At 62.0% G+C, this 16,632-nt stretch carries 13 protein-coding genes; 7 read left to right on the top strand and 6 right to left on the bottom strand.

The window, feature by feature from the left end; all coding sequences use genetic code 11:
- Window positions 1-16: 16 nt before the first annotated feature.
- Window positions 17-694 (top strand): iron-sulfur cluster repair protein YtfE, encoded by a 678-nt coding sequence (gene ytfE / locus O0882_RS05770; RefSeq protein ID WP_289946048.1) that lies wholly within the window; start codon window positions 17-19, stop codon window positions 692-694.
- A 14-nt stretch (window positions 695-708) separates the two neighbouring features.
- Window positions 709-2,988, top strand: coding sequence for a nitric-oxide reductase large subunit (locus tag O0882_RS05765; protein WP_289946047.1), 2,280 nt, complete (start codon window positions 709-711; stop codon window positions 2,986-2,988).
- Window positions 2,989-2,990: 2 nt separating this feature from the next.
- Here O0882_RS05765 and O0882_RS05760 read toward each other — a convergent pair whose 3' ends face one another.
- From O0882_RS05760 to O0882_RS05750, 3 genes are all read right to left on the bottom strand, one after another.
- On the bottom strand, window positions 2,991-4,457 hold the full coding sequence (locus tag O0882_RS05760) for a virulence factor (protein ID WP_289946045.1): 1,467 nt from the start codon (window positions 4,455-4,457) through the stop codon (window positions 2,991-2,993).
- Window positions 4,457-6,550, bottom strand: coding sequence for a hypothetical protein (locus O0882_RS05755; protein WP_289946043.1), 2,094 nt, complete (start codon window positions 6,548-6,550; stop codon window positions 4,457-4,459). The genes O0882_RS05760 and O0882_RS05755 overlap by 1 nt, the downstream gene beginning before the upstream one ends.
- A gap of 154 nt (window positions 6,551-6,704) precedes the next feature.
- Window positions 6,705-7,127, bottom strand: a complete 423-nt coding sequence (locus O0882_RS05750) for a DUF1841 family protein (RefSeq protein ID WP_070218599.1) — start codon at window positions 7,125-7,127, stop codon at window positions 6,705-6,707.
- A 466-nt stretch (window positions 7,128-7,593) separates the two neighbouring features.
- Here O0882_RS05750 and mqo point away from each other — a divergent pair, with 466 nt between their 5' ends.
- A complete protein-coding gene (gene mqo, locus O0882_RS05745) occupies window positions 7,594-9,159 on the top strand; it encodes a malate dehydrogenase (quinone) (RefSeq protein WP_289946851.1) in 1,566 nt (521 codons plus the stop codon).
- 99 nt (window positions 9,160-9,258) lie between these two features.
- On the opposite strand, the gene O0882_RS05740 is transcribed toward mqo, so the two are convergent.
- The gene (locus O0882_RS05740) at window positions 9,259-9,891 is read right to left on the bottom strand and encodes an RNA pyrophosphohydrolase (RefSeq protein WP_289946039.1); all 633 of its coding nucleotides are present in this window, start codon (window positions 9,889-9,891) and stop codon (window positions 9,259-9,261) included.
- Window positions 9,892-10,095: 204 nt separating this feature from the next.
- Here O0882_RS05740 and O0882_RS05735 point away from each other — a divergent pair, with 204 nt between their 5' ends.
- Window positions 10,096-11,835: a proline--tRNA ligase gene (locus tag O0882_RS05735; protein WP_099762131.1), complete on the top strand. Its 1,740-nt coding sequence runs from the start codon at window positions 10,096-10,098 to the stop codon at window positions 11,833-11,835.
- A complete protein-coding gene (locus O0882_RS05730) occupies window positions 11,832-12,449 on the top strand; it encodes a lytic transglycosylase domain-containing protein (protein WP_289946036.1) in 618 nt (205 codons plus the stop codon). Before O0882_RS05735 ends, O0882_RS05730 begins: the two co-directional genes overlap by 4 nt.
- A gap of 211 nt (window positions 12,450-12,660) precedes the next feature.
- Here the strand turns inward: O0882_RS05730 and O0882_RS05725 are convergent, their stop codons facing one another.
- Window positions 12,661-13,056 carry an SWIB/MDM2 domain-containing protein gene (locus O0882_RS05725; protein WP_100874461.1) on the bottom strand — a complete coding sequence of 132 codons (396 nt, stop codon included), beginning with the start codon at window positions 13,054-13,056 and terminating at the stop codon, window positions 12,661-12,663.
- A 345-nt stretch (window positions 13,057-13,401) separates the two neighbouring features.
- On the bottom strand, window positions 13,402-14,769 hold the full coding sequence (ffh, locus tag O0882_RS05720; protein WP_096237853.1) for a signal recognition particle protein: 1,368 nt from the start codon (window positions 14,767-14,769) through the stop codon (window positions 13,402-13,404).
- 239 nt (window positions 14,770-15,008) lie between these two features.
- Here ffh and O0882_RS05715 point away from each other — a divergent pair, with 239 nt between their 5' ends.
- Window positions 15,009-15,518 carry a sigma-70 family RNA polymerase sigma factor gene (locus O0882_RS05715; protein ID WP_289946032.1) on the top strand — a complete coding sequence of 170 codons (510 nt, stop codon included), beginning with the start codon at window positions 15,009-15,011 and terminating at the stop codon, window positions 15,516-15,518.
- A complete protein-coding gene (locus O0882_RS05710) occupies window positions 15,515-16,507 on the top strand; it encodes a FecR domain-containing protein (protein ID WP_289946029.1) in 993 nt (330 codons plus the stop codon). The genes O0882_RS05715 and O0882_RS05710 overlap by 4 nt, the downstream gene beginning before the upstream one ends.
- Window positions 16,508-16,632 lie beyond the last annotated feature (125 nt).

Genomic DNA, 16,632 nt, shown 5'->3' with positions numbered 1-16,632 from the left:
TCCTCAAGGAACTGTTATGGAAATGATCGAGTTATCCCTGGGCCAGCTGGCCCGACGCATCCCTGGCGCCACGCGCCTGTTCGATGCGCACCGCCTGGATTTCTGCTGCGGCGGCAACAAGACCCTGCGCGCGGCGGCCGAAGCGGCTGGCGTGGACACGGCGCCCATCGTCGAGGAACTGCGGCTGCTGGCAGAGCGCGCGGATACCAGCGGCGAGCGTGACTGGCAGGACGCCCCGGCCACCGAACTGGTGGAACATATCCTGGCGCGCTACCACGCCGTGCACCGCGAGCAGTTGCCCGAGCTGATACGCCTGGCGCGCAAGGTCGAGCAGGTGCATGGCGACCGCGCCGACTGTCCGCACGGGCTGGCGCAACACCTGTCGGCCATGGCGCAGGAGCTGGAAAGCCATATGCGCAAGGAAGAAGACGTGCTGTTCCCGATGATCGTGCGCGGCCAGGGCCCCCGGGCCGGCGCGCCCATCAACGTGATGCGCATGGAGCACGACGACCATGGCGTGGCCCTGCGCGCGATGGAGGCGATGACGAACGATATCACCGCACCGGCTGGCGCCTGCACCACCTGGCGCGCACTGTACACGGGCTTGCGCACCTTCCGTGCCGACCTGATGGCGCACATCCATACTGAAAACAATATCCTGTTCGAGCGCTTTGCGCCGGCCGTGGTGCACTGACAAAGGAAAGACCCATGGGTCCCTATAAAAAACTCTGGTTCACCCTGATCGGTGTGCTGATCGTGACGTTTTCGCTGCTCGGCTACTACGGCACGGAAGTCTACCGGCAGGCGCCGCCGATTCCCGCGCAAGTGCTGGCGCAGGATGGCCGGCAACTGTTCGACCGCGAGGGCATCCTCGACGGCCAGACGGCCTGGCAATCGGTGGGCGGCATGCAGCTGGGCTCCATCTGGGGCCACGGCGCCTACCAGGCGCCCGACTGGACGGCCGACTGGCTGCACCGCGAACTGACGGCCTGGCTGGAACTGGCCGCGCAAGAGCAGCATGGCAAGGCCTACGCGGCGCTCGACGGCCCCGCGCAGGCGGCGCTGCGCGAAGCGCTCAAGATGGAATACCGCGCCAACCGGGTCGACGATGCGCAAGTGCTGCGCCTGTCGGCGCGCCGCGTGCAAGCCATCGCCAACACGGCGCACTATTACGACCAGCTGTTCTCCGACGCGCCTGCGCTGCACGCCAGCCGCGAGCATTTCGCCATGAAGGAAAATACCCTGCCCAGCGCCGAGCGGCGCGCGCAGATGACGCAGTTCTTCTTCTGGACGGCGTGGGCCGCCGCCACCGAACGTCCGGGCCAGAAAGTGACCTATACGAACAACTGGCCGCATGAACCGCTGATCGGCAACCAGCCCAGCGGCGAAAACCTCGTCTGGTCGGTCGCCAGCGTGGTGGTGCTGCTGGCCGGCGTGGGCTTCCTCGTCTGGGGCTGGGCCTTCCTGCGTGACCACGATGAAGCGCTGCCGACGCCCGGCGCACGCGATCCGCTCACCACTTTCGCGCTGACGCCTTCGCAGCGGGGACTGGGAAAATATCTGTTCCTGGTGGTGGCGCTGTTCATCTTCCAGGTCTTCATCGGCGGCTTCACGGCGCACTACACGGTGGAAGGGCAGCAGTTCTACGGCATCGACGTATCGCGCTGGTTCCCGTATGCGCTCACGCGCACCTGGCATATCCAGGCCGCGCTGTTCTGGATCGCCACGGGCTTCCTGGCCGCCGGCCTGTTCCTCGCACCCCTGATCAATGGCGGCAAGGACCCGAAGTGGCAGCGTTTGGGCGTCGACGTGCTGTTCTGGGCCCTGGTCGCTGTCGTCGTCGGCTCGTTTATCGGCAATTACCTGGCCATTGCGCAAATCATGCCGCCCGAGTGGAATTTCTGGCTGGGCCACCAGGGCTATGAATATGTGGACCTGGGACGTTTGTGGCAGATTGGCAAATTCGTCGGTATCTTGCTGTGGCTCGTGCTGATGCTGCGCGGCGTCGTGCCAGCCCTGCGCCAGCCGGGCGGCGACAGGAACCTGCTGGCGCTGCTGACCGCGTCCGTGGGCGCCATCGGCCTGTTCTATGGCGCCGGCCTGTTCTACGGCGAACGCACGCATCTGTCGGTGATGGAGTACTGGCGCTGGTGGGTGGTGCACCTGTGGGTGGAAGGCTTCTTTGAAGTGTTCGCCACCACGGCGCTGGCCTTCATCTTCTCGACCCTGGGCCTGGTGTCGGTGCGCATGGCCACGACGGCCAGCCTGGCGTCGGCCTCGCTGTTCATGCTGGGCGGCATACCCGGCACCTTCCACCATCTGTACTTTTCCGGCACCACCACGCCCGTAATGGCCATCGGCGCGAGCTTCAGCGCGCTGGAAGTGGTGCCGCTGATCGTGCTGGGCCACGAGGCCTGGGAGAACTGGCGCCTGAAAGCGCGCGCGCCGTGGATGGAGCAGTTGCGCTGGCCGATGATGTGCTTTGTCGCGGTCGCCTTCTGGAACATGCTGGGCGCCGGTGTCTTCGGCTTCATGATCAACCCGCCCGTGGCGCTGTATTACATCCAGGGACTCAACACCACCGCGACGCATGCGCATGCGGCGCTGTTCGGCGTGTACGGTTTCCTGGCGCTGGGCTTTACCTTGCTGGTACTGCGCTATTTGCGGCCCGATTACCGCTTCAGCCCGGCGTTGATGAAGACGGCGTTCTGGGGCCTCAACGCGGGCCTGGTGCTGATGCTCTTTACCAGCTTGCTGCCGATTGGCATCATCCAGTTCCACGCCAGCGTCACGGAAGGCCTGTGGTATGCGCGCAGCGAGGCATTCATGCAGCAGCCGCTGTTGCAGAACCTGCGCTGGATACGCACCTTCGGCGACGTGGTCTTCATCGTCGGCGCCGTCGCCATGGCGCTGCAGGTGGTGCTGGGGTTGCTAAGGCCGCAGGTGAGCGAGGGCACGCGGCCGGCGGCTGCCAGCATACCATTGTGAGCTCAGTTCGAATAGCCCTGCATCAAGGTCTTGGCATCGTGGCGCAGTCCCCACCACGGTAAAAAGACTGAAGCTTCGCCGCGTGCGCGGAACCAGGGTTTTTCCGGATCGATGGGACGCGCCACCGCGGGTGGCGCCACCAGCACGGCAACGGGCGCCTCCAGGTCGCCCGTGCCCGCCACCAGCACCGGCCGGCCCTGGTGATTCGCGTAGGCGACGGCCAGCGCCACATTCGTCAGCGCCGTGCCGGCCCCCATCTCGCCCAGCAGGGCCGAGGTGTTGAAGGTTTGCTTTGTAAAATCCAGATCGGGTAAATTCAGGGTCAGGCTTTGCGCCAGCGAGCCGATCCGCTCGGAAGATGCCGGATATCTATTGCCCGCATCGTGGATCACATAGGCTATCTTGTCAGTATCGAGATTGGCCTGCACCGCCGCCTGTTCGATGGCCGCCGTCCATGCCTGCACCGCGCGCGGCGGTTGACCTTTCGCCGCCTGGTAGTCGGCGACGGCGGCCGTTGCCGGGAAGCCCAGCCAGGCCAGCGGCGCGCGCTGCGTCTTGAAGTCGGGACCGGCCAGTATCAACAGAGCGATATTTTCATCGAACTGCTCATCCTTGGGTGGAAAGCTGGGCGCGTCCCAGTTCATCACCCATACGGTTTTATCGGGATGCGCTTGCAAATATGCCAAGCCCGCCGCCAGCGAGGTAAAACCTGCGTTCGCGCCGCCCATCGTCACGCGCACATCGGGCGGCGTTGCCGTAGTCCAGGAATTGGGGAAGTGGGGGTTGCCGATGCTGAAGGTATCGTTGATATTGTCGCGCACAAAGTTGCCCGCTTCCACTGGATCGAGCCTTCCGGCGGGAAGTGCATACTCGATATGGATGCCGGCCAGTTCGCGCCGGGTCGATTTGTCTTTCAGCGAGTGCGCGTTGTAGAAGTAACTGCCATTGGCGAAATAGGATTGACGGAACAATAGTGTCAGCTCATCCACGTATTTATGGTGATAGCCTTTGAATGTCTCCTCGCCATCGTTTCCCGATGCAATCATGCCGATGGATTGCACCTTGCTGAAGCGCGCTGGATTTTCCCTGACTTTGTCATCGTTCTGGTTCGGCTTGGCCAGTCCCAAGGTCCACAACAATTGCCACTCCGTCGAATAGTCGCGCCGTTGCAAGGGATTGAGCCATTGCACGCCCACCACCTGGGCCATATAAGGCCTGGCTGGCTGCGCAGGCGTCGCTGTCGCGACATCGCCTTTCGTGGCTGGCTTGATCGCGCAAGCACTGAGCAAGGAAAATATCATAAGGGCAAATACAAACGGCATCACGAGATAGCGTTTCATCATGTCTCCATCGCTGAGGGGAGCGGCGTCGGACTGGCTGGCGAACCAGACTGCCACGCTGGCAAGCAGGAAAAATGCACAGCAGCTCCAAGCCAGGCGGCGTAGGGGCGTGGCGATCAGTGCACGCATCAGTGATCCTTCCAGCGCGAGTTCCTGCGTTTGTTAACGATGGAATCTGGTAACGCGCCAGTGCTGCCAGGACTATGAACCCAATCGAACACACTCATTGTCTTGAATTTGCCAGTTCTAAAGTATTCATAAAATATCTTGTGCGAATGACTGTCATCCAAGTTCTTCAACAATCGCCAATCGGCTATCACTCGCAATTTGCGCAACGCCTTTTCTGGAATATGGCTCACCCCCACCGCCACGTCATACGCCAGCGCCTTTTCCGCATGCATGCCATTGGTCATGATGGTTGAATGGTCGGTGGCGTGCGTGTCGAGGTTGGCGGCCAGATTGGCGGTGATGATGTCGCCGCGCCATCGCTTGTGCTCTTCGCTGGCGGTGGCCGGCATGTCTTCCTCGCTGACCTTCTCTCCCATCGGCGTGCGGCCCGTGCGTTTGGCCATCAAGCGCACGCGGGCGTGGTCTTCGTACAGCATGGCGGCGTGGCTGTCGCGGTCGCCCTTGGGCGCGCCTATCTGCTCGTCGCTCAAGGCGTGGTATGGATCGCCGGCAGCATGGCTGCGCCGTGGATCGCGCAGGCTGCCGCGCGGATTGTAGAGCTGGTCGAAGTCCTCGCTGGCCACGCCGTACTGCACTGCCTGCGGCAAGAACGGTTCGGGCAGCGCCGGCGCATTGACGGGGATGCTCCAGTCGCGCGGCGGCAGCGCGTTGATGCGCACGCCCGCTCCTTTCGCCAGGGGAATCAGGGCCAGGGCGGCGATTTGCGTCATGGCGCGGCCGCTTCCCGTGCTGTTGGCCAATCGCCCTTTCTGGCTGGAATAGTCGGCGATCTTCGAATGCGGCACCCAGAAGTCCAGGCTGCCCCGTTCCGGATGATTGTGTTGCTTGCTCCAGTAATCATAAGTTCCTGGCTTGCCGACGGGGTAGCCTTGGGAAAACACCCGCTGCGTGAATACATTCTTTCCTTGCGCCGCCTGGATTTCGGCTGCGCACAGGCCGCGCCAGCCCATGCCCTGGATGGCGGTCGAGGAGATGATCTGGTCATGCGGATTGCAATACAAGGTGACCTTGCCGCGTGTGGTGCTGACGGGGCCGCAGCGGTATTTGTTGCTGTCGCTATCCAGCGTAAAACCGTGCGCGTGGTTGGCGGCCAGTTGCGCCAGCGCTGCTGAAGGCGGCGGCACATCGGCCTGCTGGCCGACGATCTTGAAGAAATTTTCCAAGGTCTCGAGGCGCGCCTGGCAGGTCTGCCGGCCCACGTTGCCGTCCGGATCCGCCTCCTGGCCTTGCACCCAGTCTTCCGTGCTGTTGTCTTCGAGTACGCTGTATGGCGGATTGCACAGCACATAGGTGTCGGCCACGCAGCGACCCTTGATCCCTGCGGCATCTTGCACATCAGCCATCTTGTCGCCCAGGAAGGCGGCTGCCATGCCGATCATATTGCCCTGGCTATGGCACACGAGGGTAATCGGCACGTCGGCCTGTTCCTTGCGTATCGATTCGACCAGCTTCGCCAGTCGCAGCGCGGCCAGCACAAAATACGGGCGGGGCGGCGCCGAAAACACCATGGCGTCGTTGAGGGGGTTGAGGTGTTCGATATGTATCCACAGAAACAAGCTGTCGAGCAAGCCATTGCCCCACAGGTCAGGCAAGGAAGAACAGCCGTTCGCGAATGGCCCGCCGCCCCAGTAGTCATATTCGTTGAGATAAATGGAAGCGCCGTATTCCTGTAATTCGAGGTCACTGGCCTTGTAACCCCAGCGGAACTGGATCACGGGCGAGTGGTGCCCGGCGTCGGCAATGAAGGTGTTGGGCGTGCGGTCGGGGTCGACAAAGCCGTCATCCGTCAATTCGCGCCGGTAGGTAACGGGCCATAACTGTCCACCTTCCACGCTGGGGTAGGCCAGGTGCTCATCGCAGCGTTTCAGGCGGGTATTCAAGCCCTTGCACAGGCCCTCCTCGCTCTGGTGGTACCACTCGCCATCGGAATTGACGCCATGCACAAAGATAACGATGCCCGGTGACGGCACCTGCTGCAGGCAGTCCAGCAGGCTGTGGCTGAAATTGGTGCTGCCGCAGATCTTGCCTGCCATGATAAGGCGGGGATCGATAGCGGGCTTAACCGGTCCGTTGCTGGGATCGCTCATGGCACACCCTGTTCATGGCTGGAGTTGCCACTGTAGAGTGTTGCTTATCTGTATGTCTTATGCCAGATCAAGCAAACTTGTGCAGAATACTACCTTGGGTTTAGCGGCGGCGCACGCAGTCGATATACGCGTCCGTATCGGGTGGCAAGCCCGAGCGCTGCGAAGCCCAGATCATCTGGCCCAGGCATTCCATCACTTCGTGCTGGGCTGCATGGGCCGAATCGAGGCGCTGCGTGAGTTGCTGCACGGCCGGGCGGATGCCGCGCGGCTGGTCCACCTGCACCTGCTCCGTGATCGACAGATGCATGGACAGGTGCAGGAACGGGTTGGCTTGTCCCCCTTCGACGGAATAGTCGCGCGCCAGCGCCGCCTCGACGTCGGAGAGCTCGTTTTCATACTCGGGATGTTCGAGGATCCAGTCGAGCGCGATGGCTTCCATCGGCGTGAGGATCTCATGGGCGCGGTGCTTGCGCAAGGTGTCGCAAAAGAAGCGGCGCACATCGTCGGAAGAGGGGTTGAACATGGCTGAAGGACTATGGCTAAAGGGCAGCCGGCATTGTACCGCGTACATCAACCAAGGGCATCGGGGATGCCCTTCTTGCCGTCTGGCACCTGCTGGCATGACCCGATAGTCACCGTCATTTAATACCCTGCAGTAAGTATTATCCACTACCGCCATGGGCTGGCGGTGCCAAATAACGGTGATAAAATCGCCGCTCTTGATATTTGCTCTGGACATGACGGCGATTTTGTTGCCACTCCGTGCTTCCATTGCCCGCACCTTTGCCACCAGATCTCGCTCCTGGCGTATCCCGGAGCGCGGCAGCATGCCTATCACCATCGACATTGAGCTGTCCGGCCGCCCTGGCGTGCCGGTTGGCCAACTGTTTTCATTTCATACAGCGATGGTGCCGCCACGGTGGCGCGCAAGAATCATCCTTCAGTATCCAAAAATGGAGTTACGAATGCGTAAATCGCTATTACTTTTGATGTCGTGCCTGATCCTGGCGGCATGTGACAAGACCCCGCCGGCTTCGTCCGAAAAACCGGTCGACGTGCTGCTGATCGGCGCCGGCACCATGAGCGCCACCCTGGGCAGCATGCTCAAGGAACTCGATCCCTCGCTGACGATGGAAATGGTCGAGCGCCTCGATTCTGTGGCCGCCGAAAGCTCGGACGCGATGAACAACGCGGGCACAGGCCACTCGGCATTTGCCGAGCTGAACTACACGCCGGAAGCGGCCGATGGCAGCATCGAGACCAAGAAAGCCGTTGCCATCAACGAGCAATTCGAAATTTCCAAGCAATTCTGGGCTTATCAGGTGGCCAACAAGCACCTGGGCGCGCCGCAAACCTTCATCAACAATGTGCCGCACATGGCCTTTGTGTGGGGTGACGACAATATTGCCTTTTTGAAGAAGCGCTACGCCGCGCTGCAAAAGGAAAACCTGTTCAAGGGCATGCTGTTCTCGGAAGACCCGGCGCAGATCGCGCAATGGGCGCCGCTGGTCATGCAAGGGCGCGACCAGGGCCAGAAAGTGGCGGCGACGCGCATGGAAATCGGTACCGACGTCAATTTCGGCAACCTCACGCGCGGGTTGGTGAGCTACCTGACGGACAGCCATGGCATGGTCCTGCACCTGCGCCATCAGGTGGAAGACATCCAGCGCGGCGCCGATGGCGTGTGGAACGTGACGGTGAAAGACTTGAACGCCGGCAAGGAAAAGATCGTGCGCGCCAAGTTCGTCTTCATCGGCGCCGGTGGCGGTTCGCTGCCGCTGCTGGAAAAATCGGGCATTCCTGAAGCCAAGGGCTACGGCGGCGTGCCGGTGGGCGGCCAATGGCTGGTCACCACCAACCAGGAACTGGTGGCGGCGCATGCGGCCAAGGTGTACGGCAAGGCGTCCGTCGGTTCGCCGCCGATGTCCGTGCCGCACCTGGACACGCGCATCATCGATGGCAAGAAAGCGCTGCTGTTTGGCCCGTTTGCCACCTTCTCGACCAAGTTCCTGAAAAACGGTTCATGGATCGACTTGCCTGCCTCGATCGGCACGGGCAATGTGAAACCGATGCTGCAAGCCGGCTACGACAATATTCCGCTGACGAAATACCTGGTCGAGCAAGTCATGAACACGCCGGAAGACCGCCTGAAGACCCTGCGCGAATACTTGCCGAATGCCAAGATGGAAGACTGGACCTTGCAAAACGCGGGCCAGCGCGTGCAGATCGTCAAGGATGACCCGGTCAAAGGCGGCTTGCTGCAGTTCGGCACGGAAGTCGTCGGCGCCGCCGATGGCAGCATCGTTGCCCTGCTGGGCGCCTCGCCTGGTGCCTCGACCGCACCGCCGATCATGATCAAGGTGCTGCAAACGGCATTCAAGAGCCGTCTGGCCACGCCGGAATGGCAGGCGAAGATGGTGGAAATGGTGCCGTCGTACGGTCAAAAGCTGAACAATGCCCCGGCCCTGGCCAACAAGATCCGCCACTACAGCAGCAATATCCTGGGCTTGAAAGCGATTACGCTGGACGTGCCACCGGCGCCTGCGGCCAACTAAATTGAATGCTCTGGCAGAGAAGTTTCCTGCCGGTATGTAAAAAGGGGCAGCCTGGTCAGGCTGCCCCTTTTGCGTGGGAAGTGCGTTCATTGCGGTGGACTACCCCTTGCCCGGCAAGATCGGCTCCGGCGTACACCCTTCGGCGGCGATGCCGTCGCAAGGCTTGGCCAGTGCCGCGCCGTCCTGCGGGCGTGGCGCATGGGGTTGGCGCAGGTAGCGCGAGGTGTGGCGCTGCGCTTGCTGTGCGTTGCCATGCACGGGCCAGGTCAGGAAGCGGGACAGCTCCTGCAAGGCGCGCTGGTACACATCGCGTTTAAATTCAATGACGACATCGAGCGGGACCCAATATTCATGCCAGCGCCAGGCGTCGAACTCGGGATGGTCGGTCAGGCGCAGATTGACGTCGTTATCGCGCGCGCACATTCTCAGCAGAAACCAAATCTGCTTCTGGCCACGGTAATGGCCGCGAATCTCGCGCTTGATGAAGTGGTCTGGCACTTCATAGCGCAGCCAGTCGCGGGTGCGGCCGACAATTTTGACGTGCTCCTGTCTGAGTCCGATTTCCTCTTCAAGTTCGCGAAACATGGCTTGTTCCGGTGTTTCGCCATATTTGATACCGCCTTGTGGAAACTGCCATGAGTGCTCGCGCACCCGCTTGCCCCACCACACCTCGTTCTGGGCGTTTAGCAGGATGATGCCGACGTTGGGCCGAAACCCTTCACGGTCGAGCATAATGCACCTCAAACTTTCTGCGACCGAGCGTCCTTTTTTACATAATTACCCACAACTTCGCAAGCCGGTGACCTTTTCGGGGTGCGAAAAGCGCCGGAATCGCACCAATTGAGCGCATTTGTGTAAAGTATGGACGCATCAGCCAGCTAATCCTTTAAAATTAGGTTGATTATAACCCTCTCTTTTTAAAAAGAATTCACCGTTATGCGCGCCTCCCGTTTTTTTATTTCCACACTTAAAGATGCACCTTCTGACGCGGAAATCGTCAGCCACCAATTGATGATGCGTGCAGGCATGATCAAACGCCTCGGTTCCGGCATCTATACCTACATGCCGATGGGCTTGCGCGTGATCCGCAAGGTGGAAGCCATCATCCGTGACGAGATGAACAAAGCCGCCGGCATCGAACTGCTGATGCCGCTCGTGCAGCCGGCCGAACTGTGGCAAGAGACGGGCCGCTGGACCAAGATGGGCGACGAACTGATGCGCGTGAAAGACCGCCACGGCCGCGAATACGCGATCCAGCCCACGTCGGAAGAAGTCATCACCGACGTCGTGCGCACGGAAATCAAGTCCTACCGCCAGCTGCCGCTGAACTTCTATCATATCCAGACCAAGTTCCGCGACGAGCGCCGTCCCCGCTTCGGCCTGATGCGTGGCCGCGAATTCACCATGAAGGACGCGTACTCGTTCGACCGCGACCTGGCCGGCATGCAAGCGTCGTACAAGGTCATGTTTGACGCCTACACGCGCATCTTCACGCGCTTCGGCCTGAAATTCCGCGCCGTGGCCGCCGACAACGGCGCCATCGGCGGTTCCGGTTCGCATGAATTCCACGTCATCGCCCACACGGGTGAAGACGCGCTCGTGTACTGCCCGACGTCCGATTACGCCGCCAACATGGAAGCGGCCGAAGCGCTGCCGCCAGCGGGCGAGCGCCCAGCCGCAGCCCAGGCGCTGACGAAAACGGCCACGCCGGACACCGTCAAGTGCGAAACCGTGGCGGCCCTGCTGGGCCTGGAACTGTCGCAAACCGTGAAAACCATCGCCCTGACGGTGGATACGACGGGCAAGGATGACAAAGTCACGCAACAGCATTTCATGCTGCTGCTGCGCGGCGACCATGAATTGAACGAGATCAAGGTGGGCAAGGTTGCCGGCCTGGCCGGTCACCGTTTCTCGACGGAAGCGGAAATCCTGGAAGTCTACGGCACGATTCCCGGCTACCTGGGCCCGATCGGCACCAAAGCACCCGTCACCGTGGTGGCGGACCGCACGGTCGCCCACATGAGCGACTTCGTTTGCGGCGCGAATGACGCCGGTTTCCACTACACGGGCGCCAACTGGGGCCGCGACGTGGCCGAGCCAGCCATCGTGGCCGACTTGCGCAATGTCGTCGCCGGCGACGCGTCGCCGGACGGCCAGGGTGCGTTGGCGATTGAGCGCGGCATCGAAGTGGGCCACGTGTTCCAGCTGGGTACGGCGTACTCGGAAAGCATGAAAGCCACCTTCCTCGACGAGAACGGCAAGCCTGCGCCGCTGCAGATGGGTTGCTACGGCATCGGCGTGACGCGCATCCTGGGCGCCGCCATCGAACAGAACTTCGATGACAAGGGCATCATCTGGCCCGCCTCGATCGCGCCGTTTGAAGTCGTGCTGTGCCCGATGGGCATGGACCGCAGCGAACTGGTCAAGGAAGAGACGGAGAAGCTGTACGCGGCCCTGCAAGGCGCTGGCGTGGATGTCATCGTCGACGACCGTGGCTTGCGCCCTGGCGCCATGTTTGCCGACTGGGAACTGATTGGCGTGCCGCACCGCATCGTCATCGGCGAACGGGGCTTGAAAGAAGGCAAGCTGGAATACCAGGGCCGCCGCGACGCGGAAGCCACTGGCGTGGCGCCGGACGAGATCGTCGCCTTCATCCAGGGCAAAATGGCGCAGTGAAGCGTCCATCCGTAAGCAAGGTGGCTGGCGCGCTCGCGCTGGCCGCCGGCCTGGCCTGCGCTTTCCCGGCGCAGGCCGGCAACCAGAAAGAGGAGGCGCTGGCCGACTCCGTCCGCCTGGCCCTGTCGCACGCGATCCGCGACGAACGCCCGCCGCAACCCAAATTTGCCACCCCCATCGAACTGCAGCGCTACCAGCAATGGCTGGCGCAGATGTCGCAACGCCTGCAACGCAAGCTGCCGGACGCACAGCTGCGCACGGAATTCCTGGAAACCGTCTGGTATGAAGCGCGCCGTGCTGGCCTGGAGCCGGCCCTGGTGCTGGGCCTGATCCAGGTGGAGTCGGCCTACCGAAAATATGCCGTCTCGCTGGCTGGCGCACGCGGCTACATGCAGGTGATGCCGTTCTGGACGGGCGTCATCGGCGACAGCGACCGCAGCAAGCTATTCCACATGCAAACGAATTTGCGCTATGGCTGCGCGATCTTGCGCATGTACCTGGATATGGAACGCGGGGATTTGTACCTGGCGCTGGGGCGGTATAACGGCAGCCGGGGGCGGGCCGAGTACCCGAATGCGGTAAGGGCGGCGTGGAAGCAGTGGGAGTTTAAATGAGGGGTGGGGTCGGACCCTGCGGGTCCGACCCCAGTATTTGCCGGGTTTCATGTTTTTTAAATCCCACCGCAACGGCCGGGGTCAGACCCGCAGGGGGAATGCGCCCCAGTGGGGCGAATTCCGATCCCGCAGGGACTGACCCCAAAAAAATGCCCCGCTCGCTGAATCAGCTGCGGGGCACTCGCTCGGTGTTGGGCCGGCGCGTATCTGATTATTTCAAATGATCGGAGATCAGCTTCGTCATTTCAAACATGGAGACTTGGGCTTTGCCGCCGAAAACAGCTTTCAGCTTGTCGTCCGCATTGATCATGCGGCGGTTGGCCGGATCTTGCAGATCGAGTTTCTTGATGTAATCCCATACCTTTTTGGTCACTTCCGTGCGCGGCAGTGGTGCTGCGCCAACAACGGCGGCCAACTCTTTCGATGGCGTCATTGCTTTCATGAATGCTGCGTTTGGCTTGCGTGGTGTTGCCGGTGCTGCCGCTTTCTTCACCGCTGCTGGTTTAGCTGCTGCTTTGGCTGCGGGTGCTGCTTTTTTGGCGGCTGCAGGCTTGGCTGCTGCTGCTTTGGCTGGCGCTGCTACTGGGGTTTTTTTGGCTGTTGCCATCTTCGAGCCTCCTTAACAAACACATGGGAAATTGCGCAATTAATCGCACGGCTAATATTGGTGTGGATTTACCTTGTATGCAAGTGTTTTTCACGTTTTCACGAGGAAAAAGCAGGGAAATGGCGATGCTGTCGCCCGGGCGCACCGCTTGGGGGCGCAGAACGGCGTTTTTGCCCGTAAATGGCATGCTTGCTGGCTATGCGGGGAGGAGCACTGCGGGGGGGAGGGAAGAGTGATGCCGGACACATGAAAATGCAATCCGGCATTACTTGAAACGGTGTTTTTACCTCGATGTGTGGCGTAATGAACGCCATCAAAATCCCCGCGAGCGGGGATTTTGATGGATTAACGCATCCCCGGCATCATGCCCTTCATGGAACGCATCATCTTCATCATGCCGCCGCCCGACAATTTCTTCATCATCGTCTGCATTTGCTCGAATTGCGTCAGCATGCGGTTCACTTCCTGCACTTGCACGCCGGCGCCGGCGGCGATGCGGCGCTTGCGCGTGGCCTTGATCAGTTCAGGCTTGGCGCGCTCCTGCGGCGTCATCGAGTCGATGATGCCGCACATGCGGCGTACCTGTTTATCGGCTTGATCCATGTTCTTGCCGCCCGCCGCCTGCTGGAACTGGGCCGGCAGCTTGTCCATCAGGTTGGCCATGCCGCCCATTTTCTTCATTTGGCCCAGTTGCGCCTTGAAGTCGTTCATGTCGAATTTGCCGCCGACCTTGATCTTTTGCGCCAGGTCGGCCGCTGCCTTGCTGTCGACGCCCTTGCGCGCTTCTTCCACCAGCGCGAGGATGTCGCCCATGCCCAGGATGCGGTTGGCCATGCGGGTCGGGTCGAACGCTTCCAGGCCGTCGAGTTTTTCGGAGACACCGGCAAACTTGATCGGCTTGCCCGTGATGTGGCGCACCGACAGGGCCGCACCGCCGCGCGCATCGCCATCGAGCTTGGTCAGCACGATACCGGTCAGCGGCAGCGCATCGTTGAAGGCTTTCGCCGTATTGATGGCGTCCTGGCCCAGCATGGCGTCGACGACAAACAGGGTTTCGATCGGTTTCACGGCGCCGTGGATGGCGGCGATTTCGCGCATCATCTCTTCGTCGATACCGAGGCGACCTGCCGTATCGATGATCAGCACGTCGTGGTAATGCTTTTTCGCCCAGTCCAGCGCGGCCAGCGCGATATCGACCGGCTTGTCGGTGCTGGCGGACGGGAAGAAGTCGGCGCCCACCTGAGCGGTGACCGATTGCAGCTGGGCGATCGCGGCAGGGCGGTACACGTCGGCCGAGACGGTCAGTACTTTCTTCTTCTTTTCTTCTTTCAGGTATTTCGCCAGCTTGCCGACGGTGGTGGTCTTGCCGACACCCTGCAGACCGGCCATCAGGATGATGGCGGGTGGCTGCTGCGCAAAGCTGATCTGCGACGCTTCCGGTCCCAGGTCGGCGCCCATCAGGGCGGCCAGCTCGCGCTGCACCACGCCGACCAGGGCCTGGCCTGGCGTGAGCGAGGAAATGACATCCTCGCCCATGGCTTTTTCTTTGACTTTGGCGATGAATTCGCGCACGGCGGGCAGGGCGACGTCGGCTTCGAGCAGCGCCAGGCGCACTTCGCGCAGCATGTCGGCGGTGTTCGCTTCGGTCAGGCGCGCCTCGCCGCGCATGGTCTTGACGACTTTGGCAAGCCGTTGGGTGAGATTATCTAACATGATGAACCTGCAATGAAAAGCTTGGGAGTGGGCGGCGAAAGCCGGACGATGGGCGCCATTTTACCCCATCGCGGGTGGCTGGCGGTCCTGCGCTGCAGCGCCTGGCGGTTGGCCGGCTTTTGAATTAGTTGGTATTTCTGCCAACGCCGCGATTGCATGAAAGTCAAAAACACGGTTAAAATGAGAATAATTCTTATTTACATTCTCGGGCGACGCACGCCTGAGCGGAAAGGGATGCCATGTCGGCCGCCGATTTTGCCCAGCAACAAGACTTGCACGCGCTCTACAGCAGCCATCACGGCTGGCTGCAGGGCTGGCTGCGGCATAAGTTGGGCAATGCGGGCGAAGCGGCGGACTTGGCGCAAGACACCTTTGTCAGCGTGCTGACCAATGGTACGGCGCCGCAGATCCGCGAAGCGCGGCCTTTTCTCGCCACCATCGCGCGGCGCCTGGTGGCGCACCGCTACCGCCGGCAAGTGCTGGAAGACGCGTATCTGCAGGCGCTGGCTTGCCTGCCGCCCGAGGTGGCACCCGCGCCGGAAGAACGGCTGCTGGCGCTGGAAGCCTTGCAGGAAATCGATGCCGCCCTCGATGGCTTGCCAGCGCCCGTGCGCACGGCGTTTTTGCTGGCGCAGCTCGAAGGCCTCAGCTATGCCGAGATCGCCGCGCGCCTGAACGTGTCGGCCAGCTCGGTCAAGCAATACCTGACGCGTGCCAACCGCCAGGTGTTTTTCTCCCTGCCGGCATGAGCACGCTGGCAGAACCCGTGGCCCCGGCGGCCATCGGCGAGGACGTGCAGCAGCAGGCGGCCGAGTGGCTGACCGTGCTGATGTCTAGCGAGGCCAGCGAAGCGGAGCACGCCGCCTGGCAGCGCTGGCGCGGGGCCGACCCGGAACATGAACGGGCCTGGCAGCATATCGACGCGGTGTCGCAGCGCTTCAACGGCTTGCACCGCGGTGCGGCCGCGCAGGCGCTGGCCGGCACGCAGCAACAAGCCGTCAATGGCAAGCGGCGCCAGTTGCTGGCGTGGCTGGGCGTGGCGGCCGGCGGCGGCTTGCTGGCCGCGCAGACGGGCGCCTGGGATGACGTGCGCGCCCTGCGCGCCGACTACCGCACGGCCACGGGCGAGCGGCGCGAGGTGGTGCTGGACGATGGCAGTGTGCTCAGCTTGAATACGGGATCGGCCGTGAACGTGCGTTTCGATGACAAGCGCCGCCTGATCGAATTGCTGGCCGGCGAAATCCTCGTCATTAGCGGCCACGGTGCCGGCAGCGTCGCGCCGTTGGTGGTGGCTACGCGCGAAGGCCTGGTGCGCGCGCTGGGCACGCGCTTCGTCGTGCGCCAGCAGGATGGCTACAGCACCGTGGAGGTGTTTGAAAGCGCCGTTGAAATCCGCCCGCGCGACAGCGCTGGCGCGCCCTTGCTGCTGGCGGCCGGGCGCGGCGTGGCGTTTTCCCGCCATGCGCCGGATGCGCCGCACGCCATCGACGCGTATGCCGATGCCTGGTCGCGCGGGCAGCTGATCGTCGACGATGTGACCCTGGGCGACTTCCTGGCCGACCTGGCCCGCTACCGCCCGGGCGTGATCGACTGCGCACCGGCAGTGGCCCAGCTGCGCCTGTCGGGTGTATTCCCGCTGGCCGATACCCAGCGCATCCTGAACATGCTGCCCAACTCGCTGCCGGTGCAGGTGCGCAGCCGCACGCGTTACTGGGTGACGGTGGAGCCGGCCGCGTAGCCCGCCTCGATAAAAATATTGTTCAATCGGACTGCCCGTTTTCGATGCTCGCGGCACCTGTAGTTGAGAGACGTAATTTCAAGTACCCATTCAAGGCGCCACGTTGCGCGGTTTCATGCCGCTGC

Origin of the sequence: Janthinobacterium sp. SUN073, from assembly GCF_030397665.1 — a bacterium.
GTDB lineage: Bacteria > Pseudomonadota > Gammaproteobacteria > Burkholderiales > Burkholderiaceae_D > Janthinobacterium.
Note: the sequence above shows the minus strand (reverse complement) of the source record. Positions and strands in the feature narration are given on the sequence as shown.

Excerpts from the sequence above, each read along its gene's own strand:
- O0882_RS05740 (WP_289946039.1), bottom strand. The coding sequence starts at position 9,891 with ATGCTCGACCGTGAAGGGTTTCGGCCCAACGTCGGCATCATCCTGCTA.
- O0882_RS05765 (WP_289946047.1), top strand. The coding sequence starts at position 709 with ATGGGTCCCTATAAAAAACTCTGGTTCACCCTGATCGGTGTGCTGATC.
- O0882_RS05735 (WP_099762131.1), top strand. The coding sequence starts at position 10,096 with ATGCGCGCCTCCCGTTTTTTTATTTCCACACTTAAAGATGCACCTTCT.
- O0882_RS05725 (WP_100874461.1), bottom strand. The coding sequence starts at position 13,056 with ATGGCAACAGCCAAAAAAACCCCAGTAGCAGCGCCAGCCAAAGCAGCA.
- mqo (WP_289946851.1), top strand. The coding sequence starts at position 7,594 with ATGTCGTGCCTGATCCTGGCGGCATGTGACAAGACCCCGCCGGCTTCG.
- O0882_RS05755 (WP_289946043.1), bottom strand. The coding sequence starts at position 6,550 with ATGGCAGGCAAGATCTGCGGCAGCACCAATTTCAGCCACAGCCTGCTG.
- ytfE (WP_289946048.1), top strand. The coding sequence starts at position 17 with ATGGAAATGATCGAGTTATCCCTGGGCCAGCTGGCCCGACGCATCCCT.
- O0882_RS05750 (WP_070218599.1), bottom strand. The coding sequence starts at position 7,127 with ATGTTCAACCCCTCTTCCGACGATGTGCGCCGCTTCTTTTGCGACACC.
- O0882_RS05710 (WP_289946029.1), top strand. The coding sequence starts at position 15,515 with ATGAGCACGCTGGCAGAACCCGTGGCCCCGGCGGCCATCGGCGAGGAC.
- O0882_RS05715 (WP_289946032.1), top strand. The coding sequence starts at position 15,009 with ATGTCGGCCGCCGATTTTGCCCAGCAACAAGACTTGCACGCGCTCTAC.
- O0882_RS05760 (WP_289946045.1), bottom strand. The coding sequence starts at position 4,457 with ATGCGTGCACTGATCGCCACGCCCCTACGCCGCCTGGCTTGGAGCTGC.
- ffh (WP_096237853.1), bottom strand. The coding sequence starts at position 14,769 with ATGTTAGATAATCTCACCCAACGGCTTGCCAAAGTCGTCAAGACCATG.